The organism is Microbacterium sp. NPDC090007 (assembly GCF_044748345.1).
Taxonomy (GTDB): Bacteria; Actinomycetota; Actinomycetes; order Actinomycetales; family Microbacteriaceae; genus Microbacterium.
Map to the genome: position 1 here is coordinate 116870 of NZ_JBIVFV010000004.1, position 23773 is coordinate 140642.

At 70.6% G+C, this 23773-nt stretch carries 22 protein-coding genes and 1 tRNA gene; 2 read left to right on the top strand and 21 right to left on the bottom strand.

Annotation, left to right across the window (positions count from 1 at the left end; translation table 11 throughout):
* Positions 1-15: 15 nt before the first annotated feature.
* The 7 genes from ACIPVB_RS13655 to ACIPVB_RS13685 form a co-directional block, all read right to left on the bottom strand.
* Positions 16-981, bottom strand: coding sequence for a hexose kinase (locus ACIPVB_RS13655; RefSeq protein WP_400369588.1), 966 nt, complete (start codon positions 979-981; stop codon positions 16-18).
* The gene (locus ACIPVB_RS13660; protein WP_400369589.1) at positions 978-1763 is read right to left on the bottom strand and encodes a DeoR/GlpR family DNA-binding transcription regulator; all 786 of its coding nucleotides are present in this window, start codon (positions 1761-1763) and stop codon (positions 978-980) included. The genes ACIPVB_RS13655 and ACIPVB_RS13660 overlap by 4 nt, the downstream gene beginning before the upstream one ends.
* Positions 1764-2148: 385 nt before the next feature.
* On the bottom strand, positions 2149-2577 hold the full coding sequence (locus ACIPVB_RS13665; protein WP_400369590.1) for a hypothetical protein: 429 nt from the start codon (positions 2575-2577) through the stop codon (positions 2149-2151).
* Positions 2578-2862: 285 nt separating this feature from the next.
* A complete protein-coding gene (locus ACIPVB_RS13670; RefSeq protein ID WP_400369592.1) occupies positions 2863-3072 on the bottom strand; it encodes a hypothetical protein in 210 nt (69 codons plus the stop codon).
* A gap of 119 nt (positions 3073-3191) precedes the next feature.
* Positions 3192-3263 (bottom strand) — tRNA-Gln (locus ACIPVB_RS13675).
* A gap of 285 nt (positions 3264-3548) precedes the next feature.
* Positions 3549-5057, bottom strand: a complete 1509-nt coding sequence (gene gltX / locus ACIPVB_RS13680; protein WP_400369593.1) for a glutamate--tRNA ligase — start codon at positions 5055-5057, stop codon at positions 3549-3551.
* A gap of 10 nt (positions 5058-5067) precedes the next feature.
* Complete coding sequence (locus ACIPVB_RS13685; RefSeq protein ID WP_400369594.1) at positions 5068-6018, bottom strand: LysR family transcriptional regulator; 951 nt, start codon at positions 6016-6018, stop codon at positions 5068-5070.
* Between the two features lie 80 nt (positions 6019-6098).
* Between ACIPVB_RS13685 and ACIPVB_RS13690 the strand changes: the two genes are divergently transcribed.
* On the top strand, positions 6099-7187 hold the full coding sequence (locus ACIPVB_RS13690; protein WP_400369595.1) for an aminotransferase class V-fold PLP-dependent enzyme: 1089 nt from the start codon (positions 6099-6101) through the stop codon (positions 7185-7187).
* 226 nt (positions 7188-7413) lie between these two features.
* On the opposite strand, the gene ACIPVB_RS13695 is transcribed toward ACIPVB_RS13690, so the two are convergent.
* From ACIPVB_RS13695 to ACIPVB_RS13710, 4 genes are all read right to left on the bottom strand, one after another.
* On the bottom strand, positions 7414-8181 hold the full coding sequence (locus tag ACIPVB_RS13695) for a fumarylacetoacetate hydrolase family protein (RefSeq protein WP_400369597.1): 768 nt from the start codon (positions 8179-8181) through the stop codon (positions 7414-7416).
* 151 nt (positions 8182-8332) lie between these two features.
* A complete protein-coding gene (locus tag ACIPVB_RS13700) occupies positions 8333-9439 on the bottom strand; it encodes a branched-chain amino acid aminotransferase (RefSeq protein WP_400369599.1) in 1107 nt (368 codons plus the stop codon).
* 54 nt (positions 9440-9493) lie between these two features.
* Positions 9494-10543, bottom strand: a complete 1050-nt coding sequence (locus tag ACIPVB_RS13705) for a 3-isopropylmalate dehydrogenase (protein ID WP_400369600.1) — start codon at positions 10541-10543, stop codon at positions 9494-9496.
* A gap of 25 nt (positions 10544-10568) precedes the next feature.
* A complete protein-coding gene (locus tag ACIPVB_RS13710) occupies positions 10569-12107 on the bottom strand; it encodes an MFS transporter (RefSeq protein WP_400369601.1) in 1539 nt (512 codons plus the stop codon).
* A 79-nt stretch (positions 12108-12186) separates the two neighbouring features.
* Between ACIPVB_RS13710 and ACIPVB_RS13715 the strand changes: the two genes are divergently transcribed.
* Positions 12187-12729 (top strand): TetR/AcrR family transcriptional regulator, encoded by a 543-nt coding sequence (locus ACIPVB_RS13715; RefSeq protein WP_400369602.1) that lies wholly within the window; start codon positions 12187-12189, stop codon positions 12727-12729.
* A gap of 15 nt (positions 12730-12744) precedes the next feature.
* On the opposite strand, the gene ACIPVB_RS13720 is transcribed toward ACIPVB_RS13715, so the two are convergent.
* The 10 genes from ACIPVB_RS13720 to otsA all read right to left on the bottom strand — a co-directional run bounded on the left by ACIPVB_RS13720 (position 12745) and on the right by otsA (position 23661).
* Positions 12745-12900: a hypothetical protein gene (locus tag ACIPVB_RS13720; protein WP_400369603.1), complete on the bottom strand. Its 156-nt coding sequence runs from the start codon at positions 12898-12900 to the stop codon at positions 12745-12747.
* Positions 12901-13082: 182 nt separating this feature from the next.
* Positions 13083-14687: a phosphoglycerate dehydrogenase gene (serA, locus tag ACIPVB_RS13725; RefSeq protein WP_400369605.1), complete on the bottom strand. Its 1605-nt coding sequence runs from the start codon at positions 14685-14687 to the stop codon at positions 13083-13085.
* A gap of 332 nt (positions 14688-15019) precedes the next feature.
* Positions 15020-15367, bottom strand: a complete 348-nt coding sequence (locus tag ACIPVB_RS13730) for a bacitracin resistance protein (RefSeq protein ID WP_400369606.1) — start codon at positions 15365-15367, stop codon at positions 15020-15022.
* Positions 15364-15912, bottom strand: a complete 549-nt coding sequence (locus ACIPVB_RS13735; protein ID WP_400369607.1) for a DNA polymerase III subunit gamma/tau — start codon at positions 15910-15912, stop codon at positions 15364-15366. Before ACIPVB_RS13735 ends, ACIPVB_RS13730 begins: the two co-directional genes overlap by 4 nt.
* Before the next feature lie 138 nt (positions 15913-16050).
* Complete coding sequence (ilvC, locus tag ACIPVB_RS13740; RefSeq protein WP_400369608.1) at positions 16051-17076, bottom strand: ketol-acid reductoisomerase; 1026 nt, start codon at positions 17074-17076, stop codon at positions 16051-16053.
* A gap of 111 nt (positions 17077-17187) precedes the next feature.
* Entirely contained in the window at positions 17188-17697 is a 510-nt protein-coding gene (ilvN, locus tag ACIPVB_RS13745; RefSeq protein WP_400369609.1) for an acetolactate synthase small subunit, read from the bottom strand.
* 1 nt (position 17698) lies between these two features.
* Positions 17699-19507 (bottom strand): acetolactate synthase large subunit, encoded by a 1809-nt coding sequence (locus ACIPVB_RS13750; protein WP_400369610.1) that lies wholly within the window; start codon positions 19505-19507, stop codon positions 17699-17701.
* Positions 19508-19551: 44 nt separating this feature from the next.
* Entirely contained in the window at positions 19552-21270 is a 1719-nt protein-coding gene (gene ilvD / locus ACIPVB_RS13755; RefSeq protein WP_400369611.1) for a dihydroxy-acid dehydratase, read from the bottom strand.
* 59 nt (positions 21271-21329) lie between these two features.
* Positions 21330-22109 (bottom strand): trehalose-phosphatase, encoded by a 780-nt coding sequence (otsB, locus tag ACIPVB_RS13760; RefSeq protein ID WP_400369612.1) that lies wholly within the window; start codon positions 22107-22109, stop codon positions 21330-21332.
* Between the two features lie 64 nt (positions 22110-22173).
* On the bottom strand, positions 22174-23661 hold the full coding sequence (otsA, locus tag ACIPVB_RS13765; RefSeq protein WP_400369613.1) for an alpha,alpha-trehalose-phosphate synthase (UDP-forming): 1488 nt from the start codon (positions 23659-23661) through the stop codon (positions 22174-22176).
* Positions 23662-23773: the final 112 nt, after the last annotated feature.

Here is a 23773-nt window from a genome sequence, read left to right on the forward strand (position 1 = left end):
GGTGACCTTTCGTGGTCAGTGTGTAGCGATAGGGGTGGCGAAGTCGGAGACGGCGATCGGGCCCGCGGGCAGATCGGCCGGTGTCGGGGCCTGGGTCCCCGGCAGGGTCGCCGCGGCGGCGCCGTAGGCGATGCTGCAGGCGAGACGGTCGGGGGCGGTGGCCCCCTCGACGGCGGCCAGCAGGTAGCCGGCGAGCGAGCTGTCGCCCGCGCCGACCGTGCTGGCGACCCGGATCTTCGGGGCGCGTCCGCGCCAGGCGCCCTCGGCGGTGAACAGCAGTGCGCCATCGGCACCGAGGGTCACGAGGGCGGATGCCACGCGGTCGGGCACGAGAGCCGTCGCACGTCGTGCGGCGTCGGCGAGGGTGTCGGCGTCGCTCGTGTGGTCCTCGCCGACGAGCTCGGCGAGCTCCTCGTGGTTGGGCTTGATCAGGTCCGGACGGGCCGTGGCCACGACGGCGGCGAGAGCCTCGCCCGACGCATCCACCGCGATCAGCGGGGCGTCCGCACCCCAGCGCTCGCGCACGGCGACGATGAGGTCGGCGTAGAAGGTCGCGGATACGCCCGGCGGCAGCGATCCGGCCAGGACGAGCCAGGTCGCGCCCTCGGCGGCGGCGACGACGCCGGCCGTCAGGGCGTCGGCCTCGGCGGGCGACAGCTCGGCGCCCGGCAGGTTGAGCTTGGTCGTCTCGCCCGCGGGGTCGGTGATGGTCAGGTTGGCCCGCGCGCGACCGGCGACCTCGATCAGGTCGAGGGCGATCCCGGTGTCCTCGAGCAGGACGCGATAGGGGTCGTGCGCTCCCACGGGAACGACGGCGCGGGCGGCGACGCCGGCGGCCGCGACGACACGGGCGACGTTGACGCCCTTGCCCCCGGCATCCTCTCGGGACGACACGGCGCGCTGCACCTCGCCGGCGACGAGCGCGCTCGGCAGGACCACGGCGCGGTCGGCGGAGGGGTTGGCGGTCAGAGTGACGATCATGCGACGCGCACCTCGATGTCGGCGTCGGCGAGGGCCTCGGCCAGGTCGGCGGGCGGGGCGGCATCCGTGACGAGCACGTCGATCTCGTCGAGCTGGGCGAAGCGCACGAGCAGTTCCTCTCCGAACTTCGCGGCGTCTGCGACGAGGACGACGCGACGGGCCGACTGGATGATGGCGGCTTTGACGGCGGCTTCGTCGGGGTCGGGCGTGCTGAGCCCGAATCCGGCGCTGAGTCCGTTCGTGCCGACGAAGGCGATGTCGGGACGCAGCTGGGCGATGGTCCGCACCGTGTGCGCGCCGACGGCGGCAGCGGTGACACCGCGGACGCGGCCGCCGATGGTGGTGAGCGACAGCCGCTCCTCGCCCGAGAGCACGTGGGCAGCCTCGAGCGAGTGGGTCACGACCTCGACGCCGCCGATCCCCGCGCCGAGGGCGTCGGGCAGCAGGGCCGCGACGGCGGCGGACGTGGTCCCGGCGTCGACGAAGATCGAGCCGCGGAAGTCGTGCCCGAGCAGCTGGACGGCCGCCGACGCGATCGCGCGCTTGGCGTCGCCATGCCGCTCGCGGCGTTCGGTGAGCGGTGACTCGGCGGTGCTGGCGCGGCCGATGTCGACGGCGCCGCCGTGGACACGGCGCAGGGATCCCAGGCTCTCGAGCCGGTCGAGATCGCGACGCACCGTCTCGGTGGTCACGTCGAAGCGACGAGCGAGATCGACGACGCTGACGCGTCCGACATCGCGCAGTTCGCGCTCGATGAGCTGCTGGCGCTCCATTGCGTACACGGGATCTCCTTCGAAGATTCCCACACAGTACAACACGAACCCACATGTAGCAACACATTCTCGACGCCGAGTGGTCGCGCGAGCGCGGCCGGTACGAACGTCGGGCGCACCCGCATTCCGGCACCGGGCTCGGTTGGCGGGCCGCCGATCGACGGAACGACGGATGCCGGCGACTCTCCGCCCCAGGACAGGCGGAGGCATCGCGTGCGCAAGACGCGCCCGCCCGCCCGCACGACAGGCGGGATCATCACCTCCGCGTGCAGCAGCTCACCGCCCGCACGGCGGGCGGCTCGCCCCGAGGCAAATCCCGGCTGTCACCCGTGCGGGAGGTGGTGAGAGAGGCGGCGGCATCCCCGCCCCGCGGGTGCGCTGGCCCGGTCGCGGTTCAGTACGGGACGACGGTGATGGTGAACGCGATCGTCCGACCGTCTGCGCCGGTCAGGGTCGCAGACGTGCTGCCGACCTCGCGGACGATGAAGCCGGGACGATACACCGCCCCCTCGGACGGCCCGCCGGGCGAGAACTCCGCGATCGCGACGTCGGCGGTCGTCCCCGTCCACTCGGCCTCGCTGGCATCGGGCACCGTCAGTACGAGAGCGGTGCCGAGGATGACTTTCACGTCGGTGCCCGCGAGTTCGTCCGGGGCGACGAACGTCGGCGGAAGAGCCCCCTCGATCGGCGACTCCGAGGGGCTCGGCGCGGACGCCGAGGGTCCGTCGCTCGTCGGCGCCGACGGCGTCTCGGGAGCGCACCCGGCCAGGACGATCGCCGCCGCGACGGCCACGACCACGGGGAGCAGAGGAGTGCGCTTCATGAGGACCTTCTCTCAAGACGTGGGCGGATGCCGTTCGGACTCGGATCGTACCGCGGCCCCCCATGTCCACCCCGGCGCACCGCCGTCGCGCGCCGGCACCGATCGCAGAGCCCACGACGTGCACCGCAACCTCGTCGTCAGCTCCAATGAGAGGGCGAGGGCGAATCGGCCACCGCCATTTCCCGTCGTCGAGACGGATGCGACAGGCCCCGACCGCCATCGGGTGCGCACGAGGAGGGGGCGACCGCCCGTCCTGATGACCGTGCGCTGAGGGCGTTCGTCTCCTCAGTCCTCGTCCGGGGCCGGCGCGGTCGGCACGACGGGGATCTGCACGGAGGTGATCGGGGCGTCCACGAGTCCGAGCAGGCTGACGGGTGACGCTCCCGTGGCCGCGTCATCCGGGAGTTCCTCCGCGCGGGACAGCGGCCTGGCGGGTTCGCCGGGCAGACCCGCCCATTCGCTCGGTTCCTCGGGTCGCTGCGTGAAGAGTCCCATGCCTCCTTTGTGCGCGCGCTTCGTCGTCGCCGGGCCCGCCACTCACCGCGGAGATCGGCATCCCGGGCGGGAAAGCGAAAGTCCCGGCGATCTTTGCGATCACCGGGACTTTTCGAAAGCTGGGGTACCTGGACTCGAACCAAGAACAACGGAACCAGAAACCGCCGTGTTGCCAATTACACCATACCCCAATGGCTTCGAGCCGTAACCCGTGCCGAGGATCAAGCTTACGCGAGAGCGCGCCGAGCGCCAAACCGGCGGCCGGGTCCGCGCGTCCCGGGCGCGTCCGGGGCGCCGCTCGCGCGCACCGATCTCGGACCATCGGACGGTTCCCGGCCTTTCCACGCGGCATCTCCGAGTTGCGGCCTCCTCCGACTTTCGCGCCCCGCCTTCCACCCCCGGCCGCCCTCCCCCTAACGCGGCGATCCCCGCCCCTCCAGACGGAGAGACGGGGATCGCTGCGTTCCGTGCGCGCATCAGGACAGGTGCTGCACCAGAGCGTCGAGGCGGCGGAGCGTCTCGGCCTTGCCGAGCAGTTCCATCGACTCGAACAACGGCGGCGACACCCGGCGACCGGTCAGCGCCACGCGCGGCGGGCCGTAGGCGACGCGGGGCTTGAGGCCGAGTTCGTCGACCAGCGCCGTCGACAGCGCCTGCTGCACGACCTCGGTGCGGAAGTCGTCGACGCCCTCGAGGGCGCGGATGGATGCCGTGAGCACCTCGGCGGCGTTGGCGGGCAGGCCCTTCAGTGCGTCGTCGGCGTAGGTCACGTCCGAGACGAACAAGAAGCCGAGCATCCCGGGCACCTCGCCCAGCAGCTGCACGCGCTCCTGCACGAGGGGCGCGGCCTGCGCGATGATCGCGCGGTGCTCGTCCGACGGCTGCTCGGCGATCAGGCCGGCACCCGCGAGGTAGGGGACGATCCGGGCGGCGAAGTCGTCGGCATCCAGCATGCGGATGTGGTCGCCGTTGATCGCCTCGGCCTTCTTCTGGTCGAAACGCGCCGGGTTGGGGTTGACGTCCGCGATGTCGAACGCGGCGATCATCTCGTCCAGCGAGAAGACGTCGCGATCACTCGTGAGCGACCAGCCCAGCAGCGAGAGGTAGTTGAGCAGCCCCTCGTGGATGAAGCCCTTCTCGCGCTGCAGGAACAGGTCGGCCTGCGGGTCGCGCTTGGACAGCTTCTTGTTGCCGGTCTCGCCCAGCACCAGCGGCATGTGACCGAAGCGCGGGACGAACGTCGTGATCCCGGCATCCACGAGAGCCGAGTACAGCGCGAGCTGGCGCGCCGTCGACGGCATGAGGTCTTCACCCCGGATGACGTGGGTGATGCCCATCAGCGCGTCGTCCACGGGATTCACGAACGGGTACAACGGCACTCCCCCGGCGCGCACGAGCACGAAATCGGGGAAGGATCCCGCCGGGAAGGTGACCTCGCCGCGGATGAGGTCGACGTAGGTGAGGTCGTGGTCGGGGACGCGCAGACGCCACGCGGGCTGACGCCCCTCGGCGCGGAACGCGGCCTTCTGCTCGTCGGTGAGGTCACGGTCGAAGTTGTCGTATCCGAGCTGCTTCGCGCGCCCGTTCGCCTCGTTGCGGGCGTCGATCTCGTCGGCGGTGGAGTAGCTCTCGTACACCGCCCCGGCGGCGACGAGCTTGTCGAGCACCTCGCGGTAGAGCTCATGACGCTGCGACTGCCGGTACGGCGCGTGGGGGCCGCCGACCTCGACGCCCTCGTCCCAGTCGATGTTCATCCACCGCAGCGCGTCGAGCAGCTGCTGGTAGCTCTCTTCGCTGTCACGGGCGGCGTCGGTGTCTTCGATGCGGAAGACGAGCTTTCCGCCGTTGTGCCGGGCGTAGGCCCAGTTGAACAGGACGGTGCGGATCAGGCCGACGTGCGGCAGGCCCGTCGGGGACGGGCAGAACCGGACGCGAACGTCGGCGCCGGTGGCGGTCGTGGTGCGGGGATCGGGCGTGGCAGACATCCCCTCGATCCTACCGGCGGACGCCGCCGCGCCGAGGGTCGGCCAGCACCTCGTCGACGACCTCGAGAGCCGCCCCGACGGCCGGAACGCTCTTGGCTCCGCGGGCGGTGACCACGTGCAGCGTCCGCGATTCGGCGGGGGGCAGGCGCGGCGCCGCGATCCCCGCGGGGAGCGGAAGGGATGCCACCGCCATCCGCGGCAGGATCGCCATGCCGACGCCCAGGGCGACGAGGTTCTCGACCGCGATGTAGTTGTCGGTCTCGAACGCGATGTCGGGGGTGAAGCCGGCGCGCCCGCACGCCTCGAGCAGGTGACCCCGGCACTGCGGGCACCCGGCGATCCATCGCTCCCCCGCCAGCTGCGACAGGTCGATGGGATCGTGGGATGCCGCGGGGTGCTCCGCCGGGACCACGACGACCGTGTCGTCGTCGGCGAGGTGGCGCACCGAGAGCCCGGCGGCCGCCTGCGTCAGCTGTTCGCGGCGGTCCCCGGGGTAGCTGTAGATGAGGGCGATGTCGGCGCGGTCCTCGCGGACGGCGGCGATCGCCTCGGGCGGTTCGGCCTCGACGAAGCTGATCGAGACACCCGGTCGGCGCGCGGTCACGGCGGCGATGACCCGCGGGACGACGGTGGATGAGGCCGAGGGGAACGCGGCGATGCGCACGCGCCCGGCGCGCAGCCCCCGCAGCTCGGCGAGGTCTCCCGCGGCGGCGTCGAGCGCCGTGGTGACGGTGGCGGCGTGACGCGCGAGGACGCGGCCCGCCTCGGTCAACCGCACGCCCCGTCCGACGCGCTCGACGATCGGCAGGCCGGCGCGACGTTCGAGCCGCCGCAGCTGTTGACTGACGGCGGGCTGACTGTAGCCGAGCGCCCGCGCAGCGCCCGTGATCGAGCCGGTGTCGGCGATCGCCTTGACGACGCGCAGGGCGTGGGCGTCCAGGCCGTCCTCGGTATCGCTCATGGCTATACATAAGCAAAGCGCATGCATCTCATGCAATACCTGCTCTAGTGCAATGGACGGCGGCCCGGGAACCTGGACTCATGAGCAGCCTCGCCTCGCACTTCGCCGGCGGCCGCGACTACCTCGCCGCCTGCACCCTCGGTCTGCCGTCCCGCGCGACGGTGCGCGCGGTCCGCGCAGATCTGGAGGCCGCGGCATCCGGTCGTCCCGATGTCGTCGCCGCCTCGCAGGCCGTCGAAGACGCACGTGCGTCCTACGCGCGTCTCGTCAGCGTGCCGGTCGACGACGTGGCCATCGGCGCGCAGACGTCCGTCCAGGTCGCGCTCATCGCCGCCTCGGTGCCCGACAACGCCGAAGTGCTGTGCGCCGAAAGCGACTTCTCGTCCCTCGTGGCTCCGTTCGCGCACGCCGGTCGCGGCATCCGCCTGCGCACCGCCCCGCTCGACGAGCTGGCCGACGCCGTCTCGCCCGACACCTGGCTGGTCGCCTTCTCGCTCGTGCAATCGGCCACGGGCCAGGTCGCCGACGCGGTGCGCATCTCAGCCGCGGCCGCGCGTGCCGGAGCGCGCACCCTGGTCGATCTGACCCAGGCCGCGGGATGGCTGCCGGTGGATGCCACGATGTTCGACGCGACCGTGTGCCACGCCTACAAGTGGTTGTGCTGCCCGCGCGGGGTGTCGTTCCTCACGTTCTCGCCCGCCTTCGCACGCGGCATCCGCCCCGTGCAGGCCGGGTGGTACAGCGGAGACGACCCGTGGTCGTCCTGCTACGGAACGGGTGGAGCGCTCGCCGCCGATGCCCGCCGCTTCGACGTCTCGCCCGCGTGGCAGGCGTTCGTGGGCGCCGCCCCCGCCCTCGCCCTCTTCGCCGAGGCCGACATCACCGCCTCCTATGCGCACACCACCGCCCTGGCGGCCCGCTTCCGCGACGGTCTGGGCCTGCCCCGTCCCGAGCGCCCCTCCGCGATCGTCACCTGGCCGGATGCCACGGGCGAAGCCCTCGCCCAGCTCACCGCCCACGGGATCACGGCGTCGGGTCGCGCCGGGCGGGCGCGCGTGGCCTTCCACGTCTTCAACGACGAACTCGACGTGGACAGGGCTCTGCATGCGCTGGGCGTGCGCGGGGGCGGCGACCTGTCAGCGTTCGACGGCCTGGTCTACGCGATCTAGGTCGTTCGCCGCGTCGCCGGACGTGGGCGACGCACGGTGCACAACGGCGGGCCGTACCGGCGACACGCCGCGCGCGCCGGCCGTCACGCGGCGTGTCGCACGCTTGACCCGCCGTTGTGCGCGCCTACGCACCGCCGTTGTGCGCGCGCTCGCCCCGCCGTTGTGCGGGCACCCGGACGGGGCCGCGCTGCGTGGCCACGAGGTCGACGCCCGCCGGGGCGAGGGTTCAGGCGTCGCGAGCGGTGTTGCGCAGCACCCCGATGCCGTCGATCTCGACCTCGACGACGTCGCCCGCCCCGAACGAACCGATCCCCGCGGGGGTGCCGGTGAGGATGAGGTCGCCCGGCAGCAGCGTGAAGACCGCGCTGGCGTAGGCGATCAGCGCGGGGATGTCGTGCACCATGTCCGAGACCGGGCCGTCCTGCCGGACGTCGCCGTTGACCCGGGTCACGATGCGGGCCGCGCCGAGGTCGAGGTCGGTCTCGATGACGGGGCCGACGGGACAGAAGGTGTCGAAGCCCTTCGCGCGCGACCACTGCCCGTCGGTGCGCTGCAGATCACGCGCGGTGACGTCGTTGGCGACGGTGTAGCCGAAGATGTACTCGCCCGCGCGCTCGGCGGGGACGTTCTTGGCGATGCGCCCGATGACGACGGCGAGCTCCCCCTCGTAGTCGGTCTGCTGGCTCAGGCTCGTGGGGCGCACGATGACGTCGTTCGGTCCGATCACCGAGGTGTTCGGTTTGAGGAACATCAGCGGCTCGGCGGGCGCCTCACCGCCCATCTCGGCAGCGTGGTCGCGGTAATTCTTGCCGATGCACACGACCTTGGAGCGCGGGATGACGGGAGCCAGCAACGTCACGTCGGCGAGCGGGACGCGGTCGCCCGTCGTGCCGAACCCGGCGAACATCGGATCGCCCTCGAGCACGACGAGGTGGTCGTCGTCGACGATTCCGTAGCGGAGGGCATCCTGGTGGCTGAATCGAGCGATCTTCACCCCGTCAGCCTAGCCGCGGGGTCCGACCTTGCGCCCTCCCCGCCCACCACGGGGCCGGGTCGCCGGGGTCGGGGCGAGGACGAGCGTCGTCGCCGCGCACAGCACGAAGGGGCCCCCGGCATCGGGGAGCCCCTTCGCGACACACCGCACTTCAGGCGTCGAGTCGGTAGAGCCAGCCGTGCTTGTCGTCGGCCCGGCCGTACTGGATGTCGGTGAGTTCCTGACGCAGCTCGAGGGCAAGGGTGCCGCTCGGCTGCTCGTCGATGAAGTCACGGCCCTTCAGCGTGCCGATCGGGGTGACGACGGCCGCGGTGCCGCACGCGAACACCTCGACGATGTCTCCGGATGCCACGCCCCGGCGCCACTCGTCGAGCGAGACGTTGCGCCCCTCGACGTGGTGGCCGCGGTCGCGGGCGAGCTGCAGCAGCGAGTCGCGCGTGATGCCCTCGAGGATCGAGTCGGACTGCGGGGTGACGATCGTGCCGTCCTTGTAGACGAAGACGACGTTCATTCCACCGAGTTCTTCGACGTTGCGGTCCTGGTCGAGGAAGACGACCTGGTCGCACTCGTTCTCGTAGGCCTCGGACTGGGGCAGCAGGCTGGCGGCGTAGTTGCCGCCGGTCTTCGCCGCTCCCGTGCCGCCCTTGCCGGCGCGCGAGTAGTCCTCGCTGAGCCAGATCGAGACCGGCTGCACGCCGCCCTTGAAGTAGGCGCCCGCGGGGCTGGCGATGAGGTAGTAGGCGACCTTGTGCGCGGGGCGGACGCCGAGGAACGCCTCTTTCGCGAACATGAAGGGACGCAGGTACAGGCTCTGGTCGTCGCCCGAGGGCACCCACGCGCCGTCGACGGCGATGAGTTCCTTGAGCGACTGCAGGAAGTACGGCACCGGCAGCTCGGGCAGAGCCAGTCGGCGTGCGGAGCGCTGCAGGCGGCGCCCGTTCTGGTCGGGGCGGAACGTGTGCACCGATCCGTCGGCGTGGCGATAGGCCTTGATGCCCTCGAAGATCTCCTGCCCGTAGTGCAGGACGGCGGCAGCGGGGTCGAGCGAGATCGGGCCGTAGGGCGAGACGCGCGGACGGTGCCACCCGCCCCGGACCGACCAGCAGATGTCGACCATGTGGTCGGTGAAGTTCTGCCCGAAGCCGGGGCTGGCGAGGATGGCGTCGCGGTCCGCGGCGTTCTTGGCCGCGAGGTTGCGGGTGACCGAGAACTCGAGCGGGTCGAGTCCGGTGTCGGGGTCGGTGTCGATCGTGGTCATCTGTGATCCAAAACTGTTCGTGTGCCGGGGGCGAAGCGAGCCGATCGGTCCAGGTTACGCCTGGACGCGTGCGGCGATGGCGTCGCCGATCTGCGCCGTGGTGCGCTGGCCGTCGCGCTCCGCGATGTCGTCCTCGACCGCGCGGGTGACGCGGGCGGATTCGTCCGAGAGCCCGAGATGGTCGAGCAGCAGGGCGACGGAGAGGATCGCGGCCGTGGGGTCGGCCTTCTGGCTTCCCGCGATGTCGGGCGCAGATCCGTGCACGGGCTCGAACATCGACGGGAACGCGCCGTCGGGGTTGATGTTGCCCGAAGCGGCGAGGCCGATGCCACCGGTGACGGCGCCGGCCAGGTCGGTGAGGATGTCGCCGAAGAGGTTGTCGGTGACGATCACGTCGAAGCGGCCCGGGTTCGTGACCAGGAAGATGGTTGCCGCGTCGACGTGCAGGTAGTCTACGGCGACCTCGGGGAACTCGGATGCCACGGCATCCACGATCCGCTTGTACATCCCGCCGGCGTGCACGAGCACGTTCGTCTTGTGCACCAGGGTCAGCTTCTGCCGCCGGCGCCCGGCGAGGGCGAAGGCGTAGCGGACGACGCGCTCGACGCCGTAGGCGGTGTTGACCGAGGTCTCGTTCGCGACCTCGTGCGCGGTGCCACGGCGGATCGACCCGCCGTTGCCGACGTAGGGTCCCTCGGTGCCTTCGCGGACGACGACGAAGTCGATCTCGCCGGGGTCGGCGAGCGGCCCCGTGGCGCCGGGGTAGAGCTTCGACGGACGCAGGTTGACGTAGTGGTCGAGCTCGAAGCGGAGTCTCAGCAGGAGGCCGCGTTCGATGTTGGCGTCCGCGAGGCGCAGGTCGCCCGGCACTCCCCCGACCGCGCCGAGCAGGATCGCGTCGTGCTCGGCGATGGCGGCGAGATCGGCGTCGGTGAGCGTGTCGCCGGTCTCGAGGTATCGTCCCGCACCGAGCGAGAAGGGCGTCTTCTCGAACGTCACGTCGGTGTCGGCGGTGACGGCGTCGAGCACCTTCACCGCCTCGGCGACGACTTCGGGCCCGATGCCGTCACCGGGGATGACGGCCAGTTTCACGACGCGCGACATCGCTCTCCTCAGAGCTCGGGGCACGTCACTTCGTCGACGCGCCGCGGGATGATCCCAGGGTAGTGGCAGCGATCACCCCGGCCACGACGATCAGTCCCGCGCCGATGAGCGCGGTGACCACGACACCGGAGTCGAACGCGTGCGCGGCGGCCAGGCGCAGCGCCTCTCCGAGGGCGGGATCGTCGAGCGTGTTCGACACCGCCACGGCACCGGCGAGCGTCTCGCGGGCGGCCTGGGCCGCGGCATCCGGAAGACCCGCGGGCAGCACCAGCTGGGCGCGGTAGAAGGCCGCGAGGATGCCGCCGAGCACGGCCGTGCCGAGGACGGCTCCCACCTCGTACGCGGTCTCGGACACCGCGCTCGCGGCTCCCGCCTTCGCCGACGGGGCGCTCGAGAGGATGAGCTCGTTGGACACCGTCTCGGCGGCGCCGATACCGATGCCGAGCAGACCGAAGGCGACGATCAGTTGCACGAGGTCGGCGGTCGAGAACGCGACCATGACGTACGCCACGACCGAGAACGACAGCGCGATGGGCACCACGACGCGCGGTGCGAACCGCTTGGCGACGGGTACGACGGCGAGTCCCGAGACGATCATCAGGACGAGCCCGGGCAGCAGGGCGAAACCCGCGACCATCGGCGAGAGGCCGACGACGAGCTGCAGGTGCTGCGCGACGAAGTACAGGAAGCCCACGAGCCCGACCACGCTGAGCAGGTTGACCAAGATCGCCCCCGAGAACGTGCCCCGCTGGAACAGGGTCATGTCGAGCATGGGCGTCGCGAGCCTGCGCTGACGGCGCACGAACAACCAGCCGAACACGACGCCGACGACGAACAGGGCGGGTGCGAGGGAGAGCGGGCCGTCGACGGCGAGCTTCTTGATGCCGTAGACGATCGGCACCATCGTCGCCAGCGACAGCAGCACGCTAACGGGGTCGAAGCGCCCCGGGTTCGGGTCGCGACTCTCGGGCACGAAGAACGGCGCGAGGATCAGCAGCGGAACCAGCACGGGGACCGCCATGAGGAAGACCGAGCCCCACGAGAAGTGCTCGAGCAGGAATCCGCCGACGATGGGACCCAGTGCGGCGCCCGCCGAGAAACCCGACGCCCAGATCGCGATCGCGAACCGTCGCTGGTCGCGGTCACGGAAGATGCTGCGCAGCAGCGACAGCGTCGAGGGCATGAGCATGGCACCGAAGACGCCCATGAGCGCGCGCCCGGTGATCAGCAGGGCTGCGGTGGGCGCGAACGCCGACAGCGCCGACACGGCGGCGAAGCCGGTCGCACCGATAAGCAGCAGGCGCCGGCGACCGAAGCGGTCGCCAAGCGTTCCCATGGTCACGAGAAGGCCCGCCAGCACCAAGGGGTACACGTCGATGATCCACAGCTGCTCGATGCTCGTGGGCTGCAGTGAAAGGGCGATCTCGGGCAGGGCGAAGCTCAGCACCGTGTTGTCGACCGAGACCAGGAGCACCGGCAGCATAAGCACCGCGAGCGCGAACCAGCCGCGCCATCCGGCGCGGGTCACGGTGATATCCGAGGTGGGTAACGACGAGGTGAGCATGTACCGTTTCCGTTTCTAAACCGTCCAGCCGGTATAGTAACAGATTCCACCACCCGGCCGCCAGTACGATCGAAGAGTCATGAGTCGTCCCCCCCTTGCCCGCGAAGCCGTGCTCGACGCGTTCACGCGCATCCTCGTCGACGACGGAGAGCGTGCGGCGACGATGGATGCCACCGCTCGCGCGGCCGGGGTGTCCAAGGGCGGGCTGCTCTACCACTTCGCGTCGAAGAGCGCCCTTGAAGAGGCGCTCGTCCAGCGGCTCGAGAAGCTCGCCCGCGAGGACGTCGCCGAGATCGAGAGCGCCGACGAGGGCGTCGTCGCCGCGCACCTGCGGTCGTCGCAGAACACCGGCTCACCCCTGGATGTGACGATCCTGGCGGTGTCGCGCCTCGCGCAGAACGGCAACGACGCGGCATCCACGTGTCTGCGCCGCGTGCGCGAGCTGTGGGAAGAAAGCCTGCGCGCCCACACGCGCGACGAGACGGCGCTGCAGATGGTGCTGCTCGTCAGCGACGGCCTCTACTTCAACGCGGTGCTCGATCTGAACGCCGTACCCGGCCCCGCGCTGGACGGCCCCGCGCTCGATCGCTTGATCGACGCCGTCGTCGCGGCGACGACCTGACGCCGACCGCGGGACTCACGGCCGGCGGCGGATCTGGATCCCCCCGACCAGAAGGAGCAGCCCTCCGACGATCTCGAGCCATCCGAACCACTCGGCGGCCAAGACGTCCAGGACCCCCACGGCGCAGAACATGCCCCCGAGCAGCATCAGGGCGATGGCGACCGGGGTCATCCCTCCATGCTCGACGACACACCCTCCGACCCCGATCGCGGGCCCCGATCTTCACCTTCTCGCCGGTCTCTTCTCACGACCCGCCCGCTCCGAGGTGAGGGGAACCGTCGCGCCGGCTTGCGCCTCCGCACCCCGACGACGAGGGGGGCCGCCGAAGCGACCCCCCTCACACCGTGCGGGCCTCAGCCCTCGACGATCTCGATCTGCCGGAAGAGGTCGGCGCCGACGGACTCGCGCATCGCGTCGAGGATCTCGTCCGGCACCGGCGAGTCGACGGTGAGCACCGACAGCGCACGCCCCGTGGCGTCCTGAGCCGCGACCTGCAGACCCGCGATGTTGATACCCGCGTCGCCGAGCTTCTGGCCGTAGATCGCCACGATGCCGGGGCGGTCGGCGTAGCGCATGACGACGTGGTGCTGCTCGATCGGCACCTCGATGTCGTAGCCGTTGATCGAGACGACCTTGGGCACCATGCGCGTTCCCGCGAGCGTGCCGGCGACCTCGAGGGTGGACCCGTCGGCCAGGGTGCCGCGCAGGATCGTGATGTTGCGGTAGAGCGGGCTCTCGGCCTCGACGACCAGGCGGGCCTCGACGCCGCGCTGCTCGGCGAACAGGGGCGCGTTGACGTACGACACGCTTTCGCTGACGATGCGGCTGAAATAGCCCTTGAGCGCCGCGAGGCGGTACACGCTCACGTCGTACTGGGCGAGCTCGCCGCGCACCTCGATGTCGAGGCTCGTCAGGGCGCTGTCGGCGAGGCCGCTGAAGAACTGGCCGAGCATCTCGACGAGAGCGATGCCCGGGCGCACGAAGGGGTCGATCGCACCGCCCGCGACGTTCACGGCATCCGGGACCAGGTCGCCCTCGAGCGCGAGCTTGACGCTGCGCGCGACCGAGACGCCCGCCTTCTCTTGCGCCTCTTCGGTGCTGGCGCCCAGGTGCGGCGTGACGACGACGTTCGGCAGGTCGAGCAGCTTGCGAGCCGGACCACTCTCGGCGGGGGGCTCGGTCGAGAACACGTCGAGGCCCGCACCGGCGATCTCGCCCGAGGTGAGCGCGTCGAACAGCGCCTCTTCGTCGATGAGCCCGCCGCGGGCGACGTTGATGACGTACGCGGTCTTCTTCATGCGGCGCAGCTGCTCGGCGCCGATCATGCCGGTGGTCTCGGGGGTCTTGGGCATGTGGATCGTGACGAAGTCGCTCTGGTCGAGCAGTTCGTCGAGCGAGACGAGCTGCACGCCCAGCTGCTGGGCGCGCGCGGCGGTGACGTAGGGGTCGTAGGCGATGACGCGCATGTCGAAACCCTGCAGGCGCGCGGCGATGAGGGCGCCGATGCGACCCAGGCCGATGATGCCGATGGTCTTCTCGAACAGCTCGGTGCCGGTGAACGAGCTGCGCTTCCACAGCCCCTGCGCGAGCGAGGCGTGCGCGGCGGGGATGCGGCGCGCGAGACTCAGCACGTGACCGACGGTCAGCTCGGCTGCCGAGATGATGTTGGAGGTCGGCGCGTTGACGACCATCACGCCGGCCGCGGTGGCCGACTTGATGTCGACGTTGTCGAGGCCGACGCCGGCGCGGGCGACCACCTTGAGCGACGGCGCCGCGGCGAGGGCCTCGGCGTCGATCTGGGTGGCCGAGCGCACGAGGACGGCGTGCGCGTCGGCGAGGGCCGACAGCAGCGCCGGGCGATCGGTCCCGTCGACGTTCCGCACGTCGAAGTCGGGGCCGAGCGCGTCGATCGTGGCGGGAGAGAGTTCTTCGGCGATGAGCACGACGGGCTTCGTCACGGATGCGTCCTTCGAAACGGTGCTGGGGGTCCGCCGCGCACCGTCGCACATCACCGGCGCGAACCGGGCGCGCGACCCGTGCGGGCCGAGAGTCAGCCTAGCGCGGCGTCGGCACGGCCCCGGACCGTGTGACACCCGGCGGCCATCGCCCGTGCAGCGGCCCCGTCGGGCGCTCCGTGCGCCCGGGACGCCGGTGAAACGGCATCCGTGTGACATCTCGGTGACACGATGTCGCCGAGTTGTCAGCCGGGTGCAGTCTCGCAGCCAGAAGGGGGCGCAGGAGGGCAGGGGGCGCGAGAGACGGGGCGAACGGGATGCCGGAGACCGGGCGATCAGCCCCCGTAGAGGCCGTACGACGTCGTGCCGTAGCCGACGATCGCGAGCCAGAACGCCGCGGAGAGCGTGAGCCCCGCGAGCAGCACGATCGAGAACTGCCCGGCCGTCCGGCGTGCGCCGATCGCGAAGGCGACGCCGAACGCGAGCAGAGGGAACACGATCGGCAGGATGTAGACGAACCACCCCAGGCCGTTGAGCCCGAGCGGGCCGTTCACCTGCTGGATGAGCAGGGCGACGGCGCTCCACACGACGTAGGCGTAGAACAACCCGAACACGCCCGCGATCGTCACGACCAGCCAGGTGGGCAGCCGCCGCGCGGAACCAGTCTGCGCGTCTGCGCTCATGCGAACACTCCCAACGACAGGAACGGCCAGGGCACGAGCAGCACGATCCCGAGGATCAGCAGCAGGAACCGCTGCCAGGTGCGCCACGCGCGGGTCAGGGCGAGCACGGCCACGAACCAGACGATGGGTGCGAGTGCCGCGGCGATCGTCAGGGCGACCAGGGTCACGTCCGGGATCGGCAGACCGAGACCCCGCAGCTGCAAGCCGGCGATCAACCACCCGACGGCGAAGAGCACGAAGGTCGCGGCCACCATACCGATCCCGACCAGTCCGACGTTGCCGAGGGGCGCCGCGTGCTCGGCATCCGCTTCGGGCCGGTCGTTCCGGGCCGGGGTCTCCGGTTCGGGATGCCGCGTGGCCGGCGCCGCGGGAGCGGACGGCTCGGGCTGCAACGGCTCGGGCTCCGGCTCCGGCGGGAGCGGCTCCGGGTCGCGCTCGGCGGGCGACCCGCCCACCCGGCGGGTCGCCCCGTTCTCGCCGACGTCGAGGGTGGGGTCGTCGTCGCCGCCCCACGAGAGGGCGTCGTCATCGCGCGGAGTGCTCACCCGACCACGGTAGCGCCGCTCCCCCGGCCGGCGGCTGCGCCCCGCCGCACGTGGGGGCTCTGGCATCCGGAACCCGACGACCCGCGCAGACGACGAACGCCCCGCGGCCGGAGCCACGGGGCGTTCGATCGACGCGGGTCAGCGTGCGGCGGAACCCTCGACGTAGTCGGCGTCCTGCTGCTTCCACGCGAACAGACCGCGCAGCTCGCGACCGGTCGCCTCGATGGGGTGACCCTGCTCCTTCTCGCGGAGCTCGAGGAACTCCGTGGCGCCGTTGTCCTGGTCGGCGATGAAGCGCTCGGCGAAGGCACCCGACTGGATGTCGGCGAGCACGGCCTTCATGTTCTCCTTGACGTCGGGCGAGATGACGCGGGGACCCGAGACGTAGTCGCCGTACTCGGCGGTGTCCGAGATCGACCAGCGCTGCTTGGCGATGCCGCCCTCCCACATCAGGTCGACGATGAGCTTGAGCTCGTGCAGCACCTCGAAGTAGGCGATCTGCGGCTGGTAGCCGGCCTCGGTCAGGGTCTCGAAGCCCGCCTGGACGAGGTGGCTCATGCCACCGCAGAGCACGGCCTGCTCGCCGAAGAGGTCGGTCTCGGTCTCTTCGGTGAAGGTCGTCTTGATGACGCCGGCGCGGGTGCCGCCGATGGCCTTGGCGTACGACAGGGCGGTGTCCCAGGCCGAGCCCGAGGCGTCGCGCTCGACGGCGATGATGTCCGGGATGCCACGGCCGGCGACGTACTCGCGACGGACGGTGTGACCGGGAGCCTTGGGAGCGACGAGGATGACGTCCACGCCCTCGGGGGCGTCGATGTAGCCGAAGCGGATGTTGAAGCCGTGGGCGAAGGCCAGGGTCTTGCCGGCGGTGAGCTTGTCCTTGATCGAGTCGGCGAAGATCGACCGCTGGTGCTGGTCGGGCGCGAGGATCATGATGAGGTCGGCCCACTCGGCGGCGTCGGCCACGTTCTTGACCTCGAAGCCGTCCTCCTGCGCCTTTGCGGTCGACTTGGAGCCGTCCTTGAGGGCGATGACGACCTCGACGCCCGAGTCGCGGAGGTTCTGCGCGTGGGCGTGGCCCTGCGAGCCGTAGCCGACGATCGCGACCTTCTTGCCCTGGATGATCGAGATGTCGGCGTCGTCGTCGTAGAAGATCTCTGCCATGGGAATGCTTTCTCCTTGTGAGTGGTCTATCGGGAAGTTGAGTGTCCAAGACACGCCCTGAGGCGAGGGATCCGTGCGGCGTGTCTTGGACACTCGAACCGCACGGAACGTTCAGCCGCGCAGGACGCGCTCGGTAATGCTCTTGCCGCCGCGGCCCACCGCGAGCAGGCCGGACTGCGCGAGCTCTTTCACCCCGAAGGGCTCGATCGCCTTGAGGAAGGCACCGACCTTTCCGGAGTCGCCGGTGATCTCGATGACCATGGCGTCGGGGGCGTAATCCACCACCGACGCGCGGAAGAGGTTGACGACCTCGAGCACGTGGGAGCGGCTGGCGTTGTCGGCGCGCACCTTGACGAGCACGTGCTCGCGCTGCACGGAGCTGGCGGGGTCGAGTTCGACGATCTTGATGACGTTAATCAGCTTGTTCAGCTGCTTGGTCACCTGCTCGAGCGGCAGGCCTTCGACGTCGACGACCACCGTGATGCGCGACAGACCCGGCACCTCGGTGACGCCCACGGCGAGGGATTCGATGTTGAAGCCGCGCCGGGCGAACAGGCCCGCGACGCGCGTGAGCAGACCCGGCTTGTCCTCGACGAGGAGGCTCAGAACGTGGCGCGACATCTCAGTCCTCCTGCTCGTTGAAGGCGGGCGAGTGGTCGCGCGCATATTGCACGTAGCTGTTGCTGACGCCCTGCGGCACCATCGGCCACACCATGGCGTCAGCGCTCACGACGAAGTCGATCACGACCGGCCGGTCGTTGGTGTCAAGGGCGAGCTGGATCGCCGCGTCGATCTCGTCTTCGTTCTCGACCCGGATCGCGAGGCATCCGTAGGCCTCGGCGAGCTTGACGAAGTCGGGGATGCGGCGCGTGCCGTGTCCCGTGTTCAGGTCGGTGTTCGAGTGGCGTCCCTCGAAGAACAGCGTCTGCCACTGGCGCACCATGCCGAGCGAGGAGTTGTTGATGATCGCGACCTTGATCGGGATGTCGTTGATGACGCAGGTCGCGAGTTCTTGATTGGTCATCTGGAAGCAGCCGTCGCCGTCGATCGCCCACACGGCGCGCTCGGGCTGGGCGACCTTGGCCCCCATCGCCGCGGGGACCGCGTAGCCCATGGTGCCGGCGCCGCCCGAGTTGAGCCAGGCGTTCGGGCGCTCGTACTTGATGAACTGCGCGGCCCACATCTGGTGCTGGCCGACGCCCGAGGCGTACACGCCCTCGGGCCCCGTCATCTCGCCGATGCGCTGGATGACGTACTGGGGCGAGAGCAGACCATCGGACGTCGGGGTGTACCCGAGGGGGAACTCCTCGCGGAGGCCGTTCAGGTAGGTCCACCACTCGGTGTAGTCGTGGGGGTGCTCGGCGTCGGCGGCGCGGAAAGCGGCGTCCAGGTCGACGAGGACCTCTTTGAGGTCGCCCACGATCGGGACGTCCGCAGTGCGGATCTTCGAGATCTCGGCGGGGTCGATGTCGACGTGCACCACCTGCGCGTGCGGCGCGAAGAGCGCGGCCTTGCCGGTGACACGGTCGTCGAAGCGCGCGCCGAGCGACACGATCAGGTCGCTCTCCTGCAGGGCGAGCACAGCGGGGACGGTGCCGTGCATGCCGGGCATGCCGAGGTGCTGCTCGTGCGAGTCGGGGAACGCACCGCGCGCCATGAGCGTGGTCACCAGCGGCGCACCCGTGGCCTCGGCGAGCACCTTCAGCTCGGCCGAGGCGTTCGCGCGGATCGTTCCGCCGCCCACGTACAGCACGGGCTTCTTGGCGGTGGCGAGCAGGTGCGCGGCGGCCTGGATCTGCTTGCCGTGCGCCTTGGTGACCGGACGGTAACCGGGCAGGTCGATCTTGGGCGGCCAGACGAAGGGGGCTTCGGCCTGCTGGGCGTCCTTGGTGATGTCGACGAGCACGGGGCCGGGGCGACCGGTCGAGGCGATCTCGAAGGCCGAGGCGATCGCGCCGGGGATCTCGTCCGCCGACTTGACCAGGAACGAGTGCTTGGTGATCGGCATGGTGATGCCCACGATGTCGGCCTCTTGGAAGGCGTCCGTGCCCATGAGGGTCGAGAACACCTGGCCGGTGATGCAGACCAGCGGCACCGAGTCCATGTAGGCGTCGGCGATCGCGGTGACGAGGTTGGTCGCGCCGGGACCCGACGTGGCAATCGCGACGCCGACCTTGCCGGATGCCGCCGCGTAGCCCTCGGCGGCGTGGCCAGCGCCCTGCTCGTGGCGCACGAGGATGTGGCGCACGTGCTCGTCGTCCATCAGCGGGTCGTAGACGGGCATGATCGCCCCGCCCGGCAGACCGAACACGTCGGTGACGCCGAGCAGGTCGAGCGAGCGGACGACCGCCTGCGCGCCCGTCATCACGGGCGCCGGGGCGGTGCGGGCGGGCGGCCGGGGCACGGCCGCGGTGGGGGAATCGATGGACATGGGAGTACCTCGAGAACCGGGAGAAGGTGAGAAGGGGATGGCGGTCAGCCCGTGACCGCGCCTTCGGCAGCGGAGTGTACGAGCTGGGAATACTTGGCCAGAACGCCACGGGTATAGCGCGGGGGAAGCGGTTCCCAGCCCTCACGGCGGGAACTCAGCTCGGCGTCATCGACGATCAAGTCGAGAGTGCGAGCGGCGATATCGACCCGTATCAGATCACCATCGCGCACGAAGGCGATGGGACCTGCGTCCACCGCTTCGGGAGCTATGTGGCCGATGCACAGGCCGGTTGTGCCGCCTGAGAATCGTCCGTCCGTCAACAGTAGTACATCTTTTCCGAGGCCCGCGCCCTTGATGGCCGCCGTGATGGCGAGCATCTCGCGCATGCCGGGGCCGCCCTTGGGGCCTTCGTAGCGGATGACGACGACGTCGCCGGCGGCGATCTCGCCCGCCTCCAGGGCGTCCATCGCGCCGCGCTCGCGCTCGAATACGCGCGCGGGGCCCTCGAAGACGTTGCCGTCGAAGCCGGCGGACTTGACCACGGCGCCCTCGGGGGCCATCGACCCGTGCAGGATCGTGATGCCGCCGGTGGCGTGGATCGGGTCGTCGAAGCGGTGGATGACCGTGCCGTCGACCGGGTCGGGGGCGAGGTCGGCGAGGTTCTCGGCGAGCGTCTTGCCCGTGACCGTGAGCGCGTCGCCGTGCAGGAGGCCCTCGTCGAGCATCGCCTTCATGATCACCGGGATGCCGCCGTGCCGGTCGACGTCGTTCATGACGTACTGGCCGAAGGGCTTCATGTCGGCGACGTGCGGGGTGCGGTCGCCGATGCGGTTGAAGTCGTGCAGATTCAGCTCGACCTCGGCCTCGTTGGCGATGGCGAGCAGGTGCAGCACGACGTTGGTCGAGCCGCCGAGTGCCATGGCGAGGGCGATGGCGTTCTCGAACGCCTCTTTGGTGAGGATGTCGCGCGTCGTGATGCCCTGACGCAGCAGGTTCACCACGGCCTCGCCCGAACGGTGGGCGAAGTAGTCGCGGCGACGGTCGGCCGAGGGCGGGGCGGCCGATCCCGGAAGGCTGAGGCCGAGTGCCTCGGCCACCGACGCCATCGTGTTCGCGGTGTACATCCCGCCGCACGCGCCCTCTCCGGGGGCGATGGCGCACTCGATGCGCTTGAGGTCTTCTTCGCTCATCTTGCCCGCGAGGCACGCGCCCACGGCCTCGAACGAGTCGATGATGGTGACGTCCTTCTCGGTGCCGTCGCTGAGCTTGACCCAGCCCGGCGCGATCGACCCGGCGTACAGGAAGACGCTCGAGAGGTCGAGACGGGCGGATGCCATGAGCATGCCCGGGATGGACTTGTCGCAGCCCGCGAGCAGCACCGAGCCGTCGAGGCGTTCGGCCATCATGACGGTCTCGACGCTGTCGGCGATGACCTCGCGCGACACGAGCGAGAAGTGCATGCCCTCGTGGCCCATCGAGATGCCGTCCGAGACGGAGATGGTGCCGAACTGCAGCGGGTACCCGCCGCCGGAGTGCACGCCCTCTTTCGCGCCCTGCGCGAGGCGGTCGAGGCTGAGGTTGCAGGGGGTGATCTCGTTCCAGCTCGACGCGATGCCGATCTGGGGCTTGTCCCAGTCCTCGTCGCCCATGCCGACCGCGCGGAGCATTCCGCGCGACGTGGTGGCTTCGATGCCGTCGGTGACGACGCGACTGCGGGGCTTGATGTCGAACTCGCCGGTGTTCGGGTTGTGCGGTGCGGGCATGATCGCAGTCTATTGCGCGCGTACCGGCGCCCGACGCGCCGCCGGGCCCGAACAGACGATCACGGCGTGTGCGCGCGGCGCAGCCGCGCCACCCGCTCCAGCACATCGACGAACGCGTCGATGTCGTCGACGCACAGCGTGGCCGCGGTGTCCGCGGTTCCGACGTGGATGCCGAGGTCACCGGCATCCAGGGATCTCAGCGCGTCCTCGTCGGTGACGTCGTCGCCCGCGAACAGCACCGCGGTCGCGTCGAGGCGGGCGCGAAGATGCGCGACGGCGGAGTCCTTGCCCTCGTGGCGGAAGGAGAACTCGAGGATGTCGTGACCCGTGCGCCGGCGCCACTGCGGGGCGTCGGCGGCGAGCACGCGGTCGGCGATCTCGCGGGCGGTCGCGGCCGTGTCGGCATCGGCGGTGCGGGTGTGCACGCCGAGGCCGAATTGCTTCGGTTCGACGTGGACCCCGGGCAGCGCGGCGATCGCCGCGGCCACCTCGCGGGTGAGGCGGTCGCGCAGGGCGAGATCCGCGTCGTCGTCCGCTCCCGCGGCCACGACCGCGCCGGGCTCCCACGACTCGGCGCCGTGCGAGGCCATCAGCCACCAGGGCGAGTCGTCGTCGTGCTCGGCGATCACCCGCAGGTCGGCGAGCGTGCGCCCCGACACCAGGGCGACCGTCGTGCGCGGGAGCGCGGCGAGCTCGGCGAGCACGGCACGGGCGCCCGGCGTCATCCGCGCCGTCATCGGTTCATCGACGAGCGGCGAGAGGGTGCCGTCGAAGTCCAGGGCGACCAGCAGCCGTTCGGTGGTCGCGACGGCCTCGATCGCGGCATCAGCGGCGGTCATCCGGCGCTCGTCACGTCGTCGCGGACGGGCGGGGCCGTGCGCGCCGGTGCGGTCCCGAAGGCGGTCATTCGGCATCCGTCTCGTCGATGGGCTCGCGCTCGGGCGTCGAACCGTCGTCGTCGTGCGTGACCTCGGCCGCCGCGGCGGCGGTCGACGCCTTCTCGTGGAACACCGACAGCGCCTCGAGGAAGTCCTGCGACCAGTCCTCGACGTCGTGGTCGCGCACCCGCTTTCGCAGCGCCCGCATGCGACGGCCCTGCTCGGCGGCGGGCATCTCGAGGGCGCGGACGATGGCATCCTTCATGCCGTCGATGTCGTGCGGGTTGATCAGCAGCGCGCTGCCCATCTCGTCGGCGGCACCGGCGAACTCGCTGAGCAGCAGGACGCCGCGGTTGTCGACCCGGCTGGCGACGTACTCCTTGGCCACGAGGTTCATGCCGTCGCGCAGCGCCGAGACCAGCATGATGTCGGCGGCGAGGAACAGCGCGACCATCTCTTCGCGGGGATACGACTGGTGCAGGTAGCGGATCGCGGTGTGCGTGGTGGTGTCGTGGTCGCCGTTGATGCGCCCCACCGTCATCTCGATCTCGTCGCGCAGCTGCATGTAGGCCTCGACGCGCTCGCGGCTGGGGCTGGCGACCTGCACGAGCGTGGCGTCCTCGACGGTGGCGCGCCCGTCCTCGAGCAGTTCGCCCCAGGCCTTCAGCCGGTGCCGGATGCCCTTGGTGTAGTCGAGGCGGTCGACGCCGAGCAGGATCTTGCTCGGGTTGCCGAGTCCCTCGCGGATCTCTCTCGCGCGCTGCTGGATCTCGGGCCTGTTCGCCAGCTCGATGTAGGAGTCCGCGTCGATCGAGATGGGGAACGCCTTGGCCAGGGCCACGCGCGTGGTCTCGCCCTCGGGCACCAGGATGCCGCTGGCCTTGGTCTCGTAGCGCAGCTGGCGCCGCACCGCGCGGGCGAAGTTGCCGGCGTCGGCGACGCGCTGGAATCCGATGACGTCCGCCCCCAGCAGCCCCTCGAGCACCTGCTTGCGCCAGGGCAGCTGGGCGTACAGACCGTACGCGGGGAAGGGGATGTGGTGGAAGTAGCCGATCGTCAGGTCGGGGCGCAGCTCGCGCAGCAGTTTGGGCACGAGCTGCAGCTGGTAGTCCTGCACCCAGACGATGCCGCCCTCGGCCGCGGCGTCGGCGGCGGCCTGGGCGAAGCGCCTGTTGACCTTGACGTAGGCGTCCCACCACGCGCGCTTGTACGTGGGAGCGGCGATCACGTCGTGGTACAGCGGCCAGATGGTGTCGTTGGAGAAGCCCTCGTAGTAGAGCTCGACGTCGGACGCCGACAGGGTCACGGGCACCAGGTGCGTGCCCTCGAAATCGAAGGGCTCCACGGTGGTGTCGGCCTGCCCCGCCCACCCCACCCACGCGCCCTCGGCGCGGCGCATGACGGGTTCGAGGGCGGTCACGAGTCCGCCGGGTGAGCGTCGCCACCCCTCGCCGTCGGGGGTGCGGTCGACGGGCAGACGATTGGCGACGACGACGAAATCGGCCTGGGTCACAGGTCCTCCTCGGGGATCGTCCTCAGGCTAACAGCGGGCCGCGCGCTCGCAGGGGGGTGGACGTCCGGCGCAGGGCCACCCCTCGATAAACGCCGTGCGTGCCGAGACACTG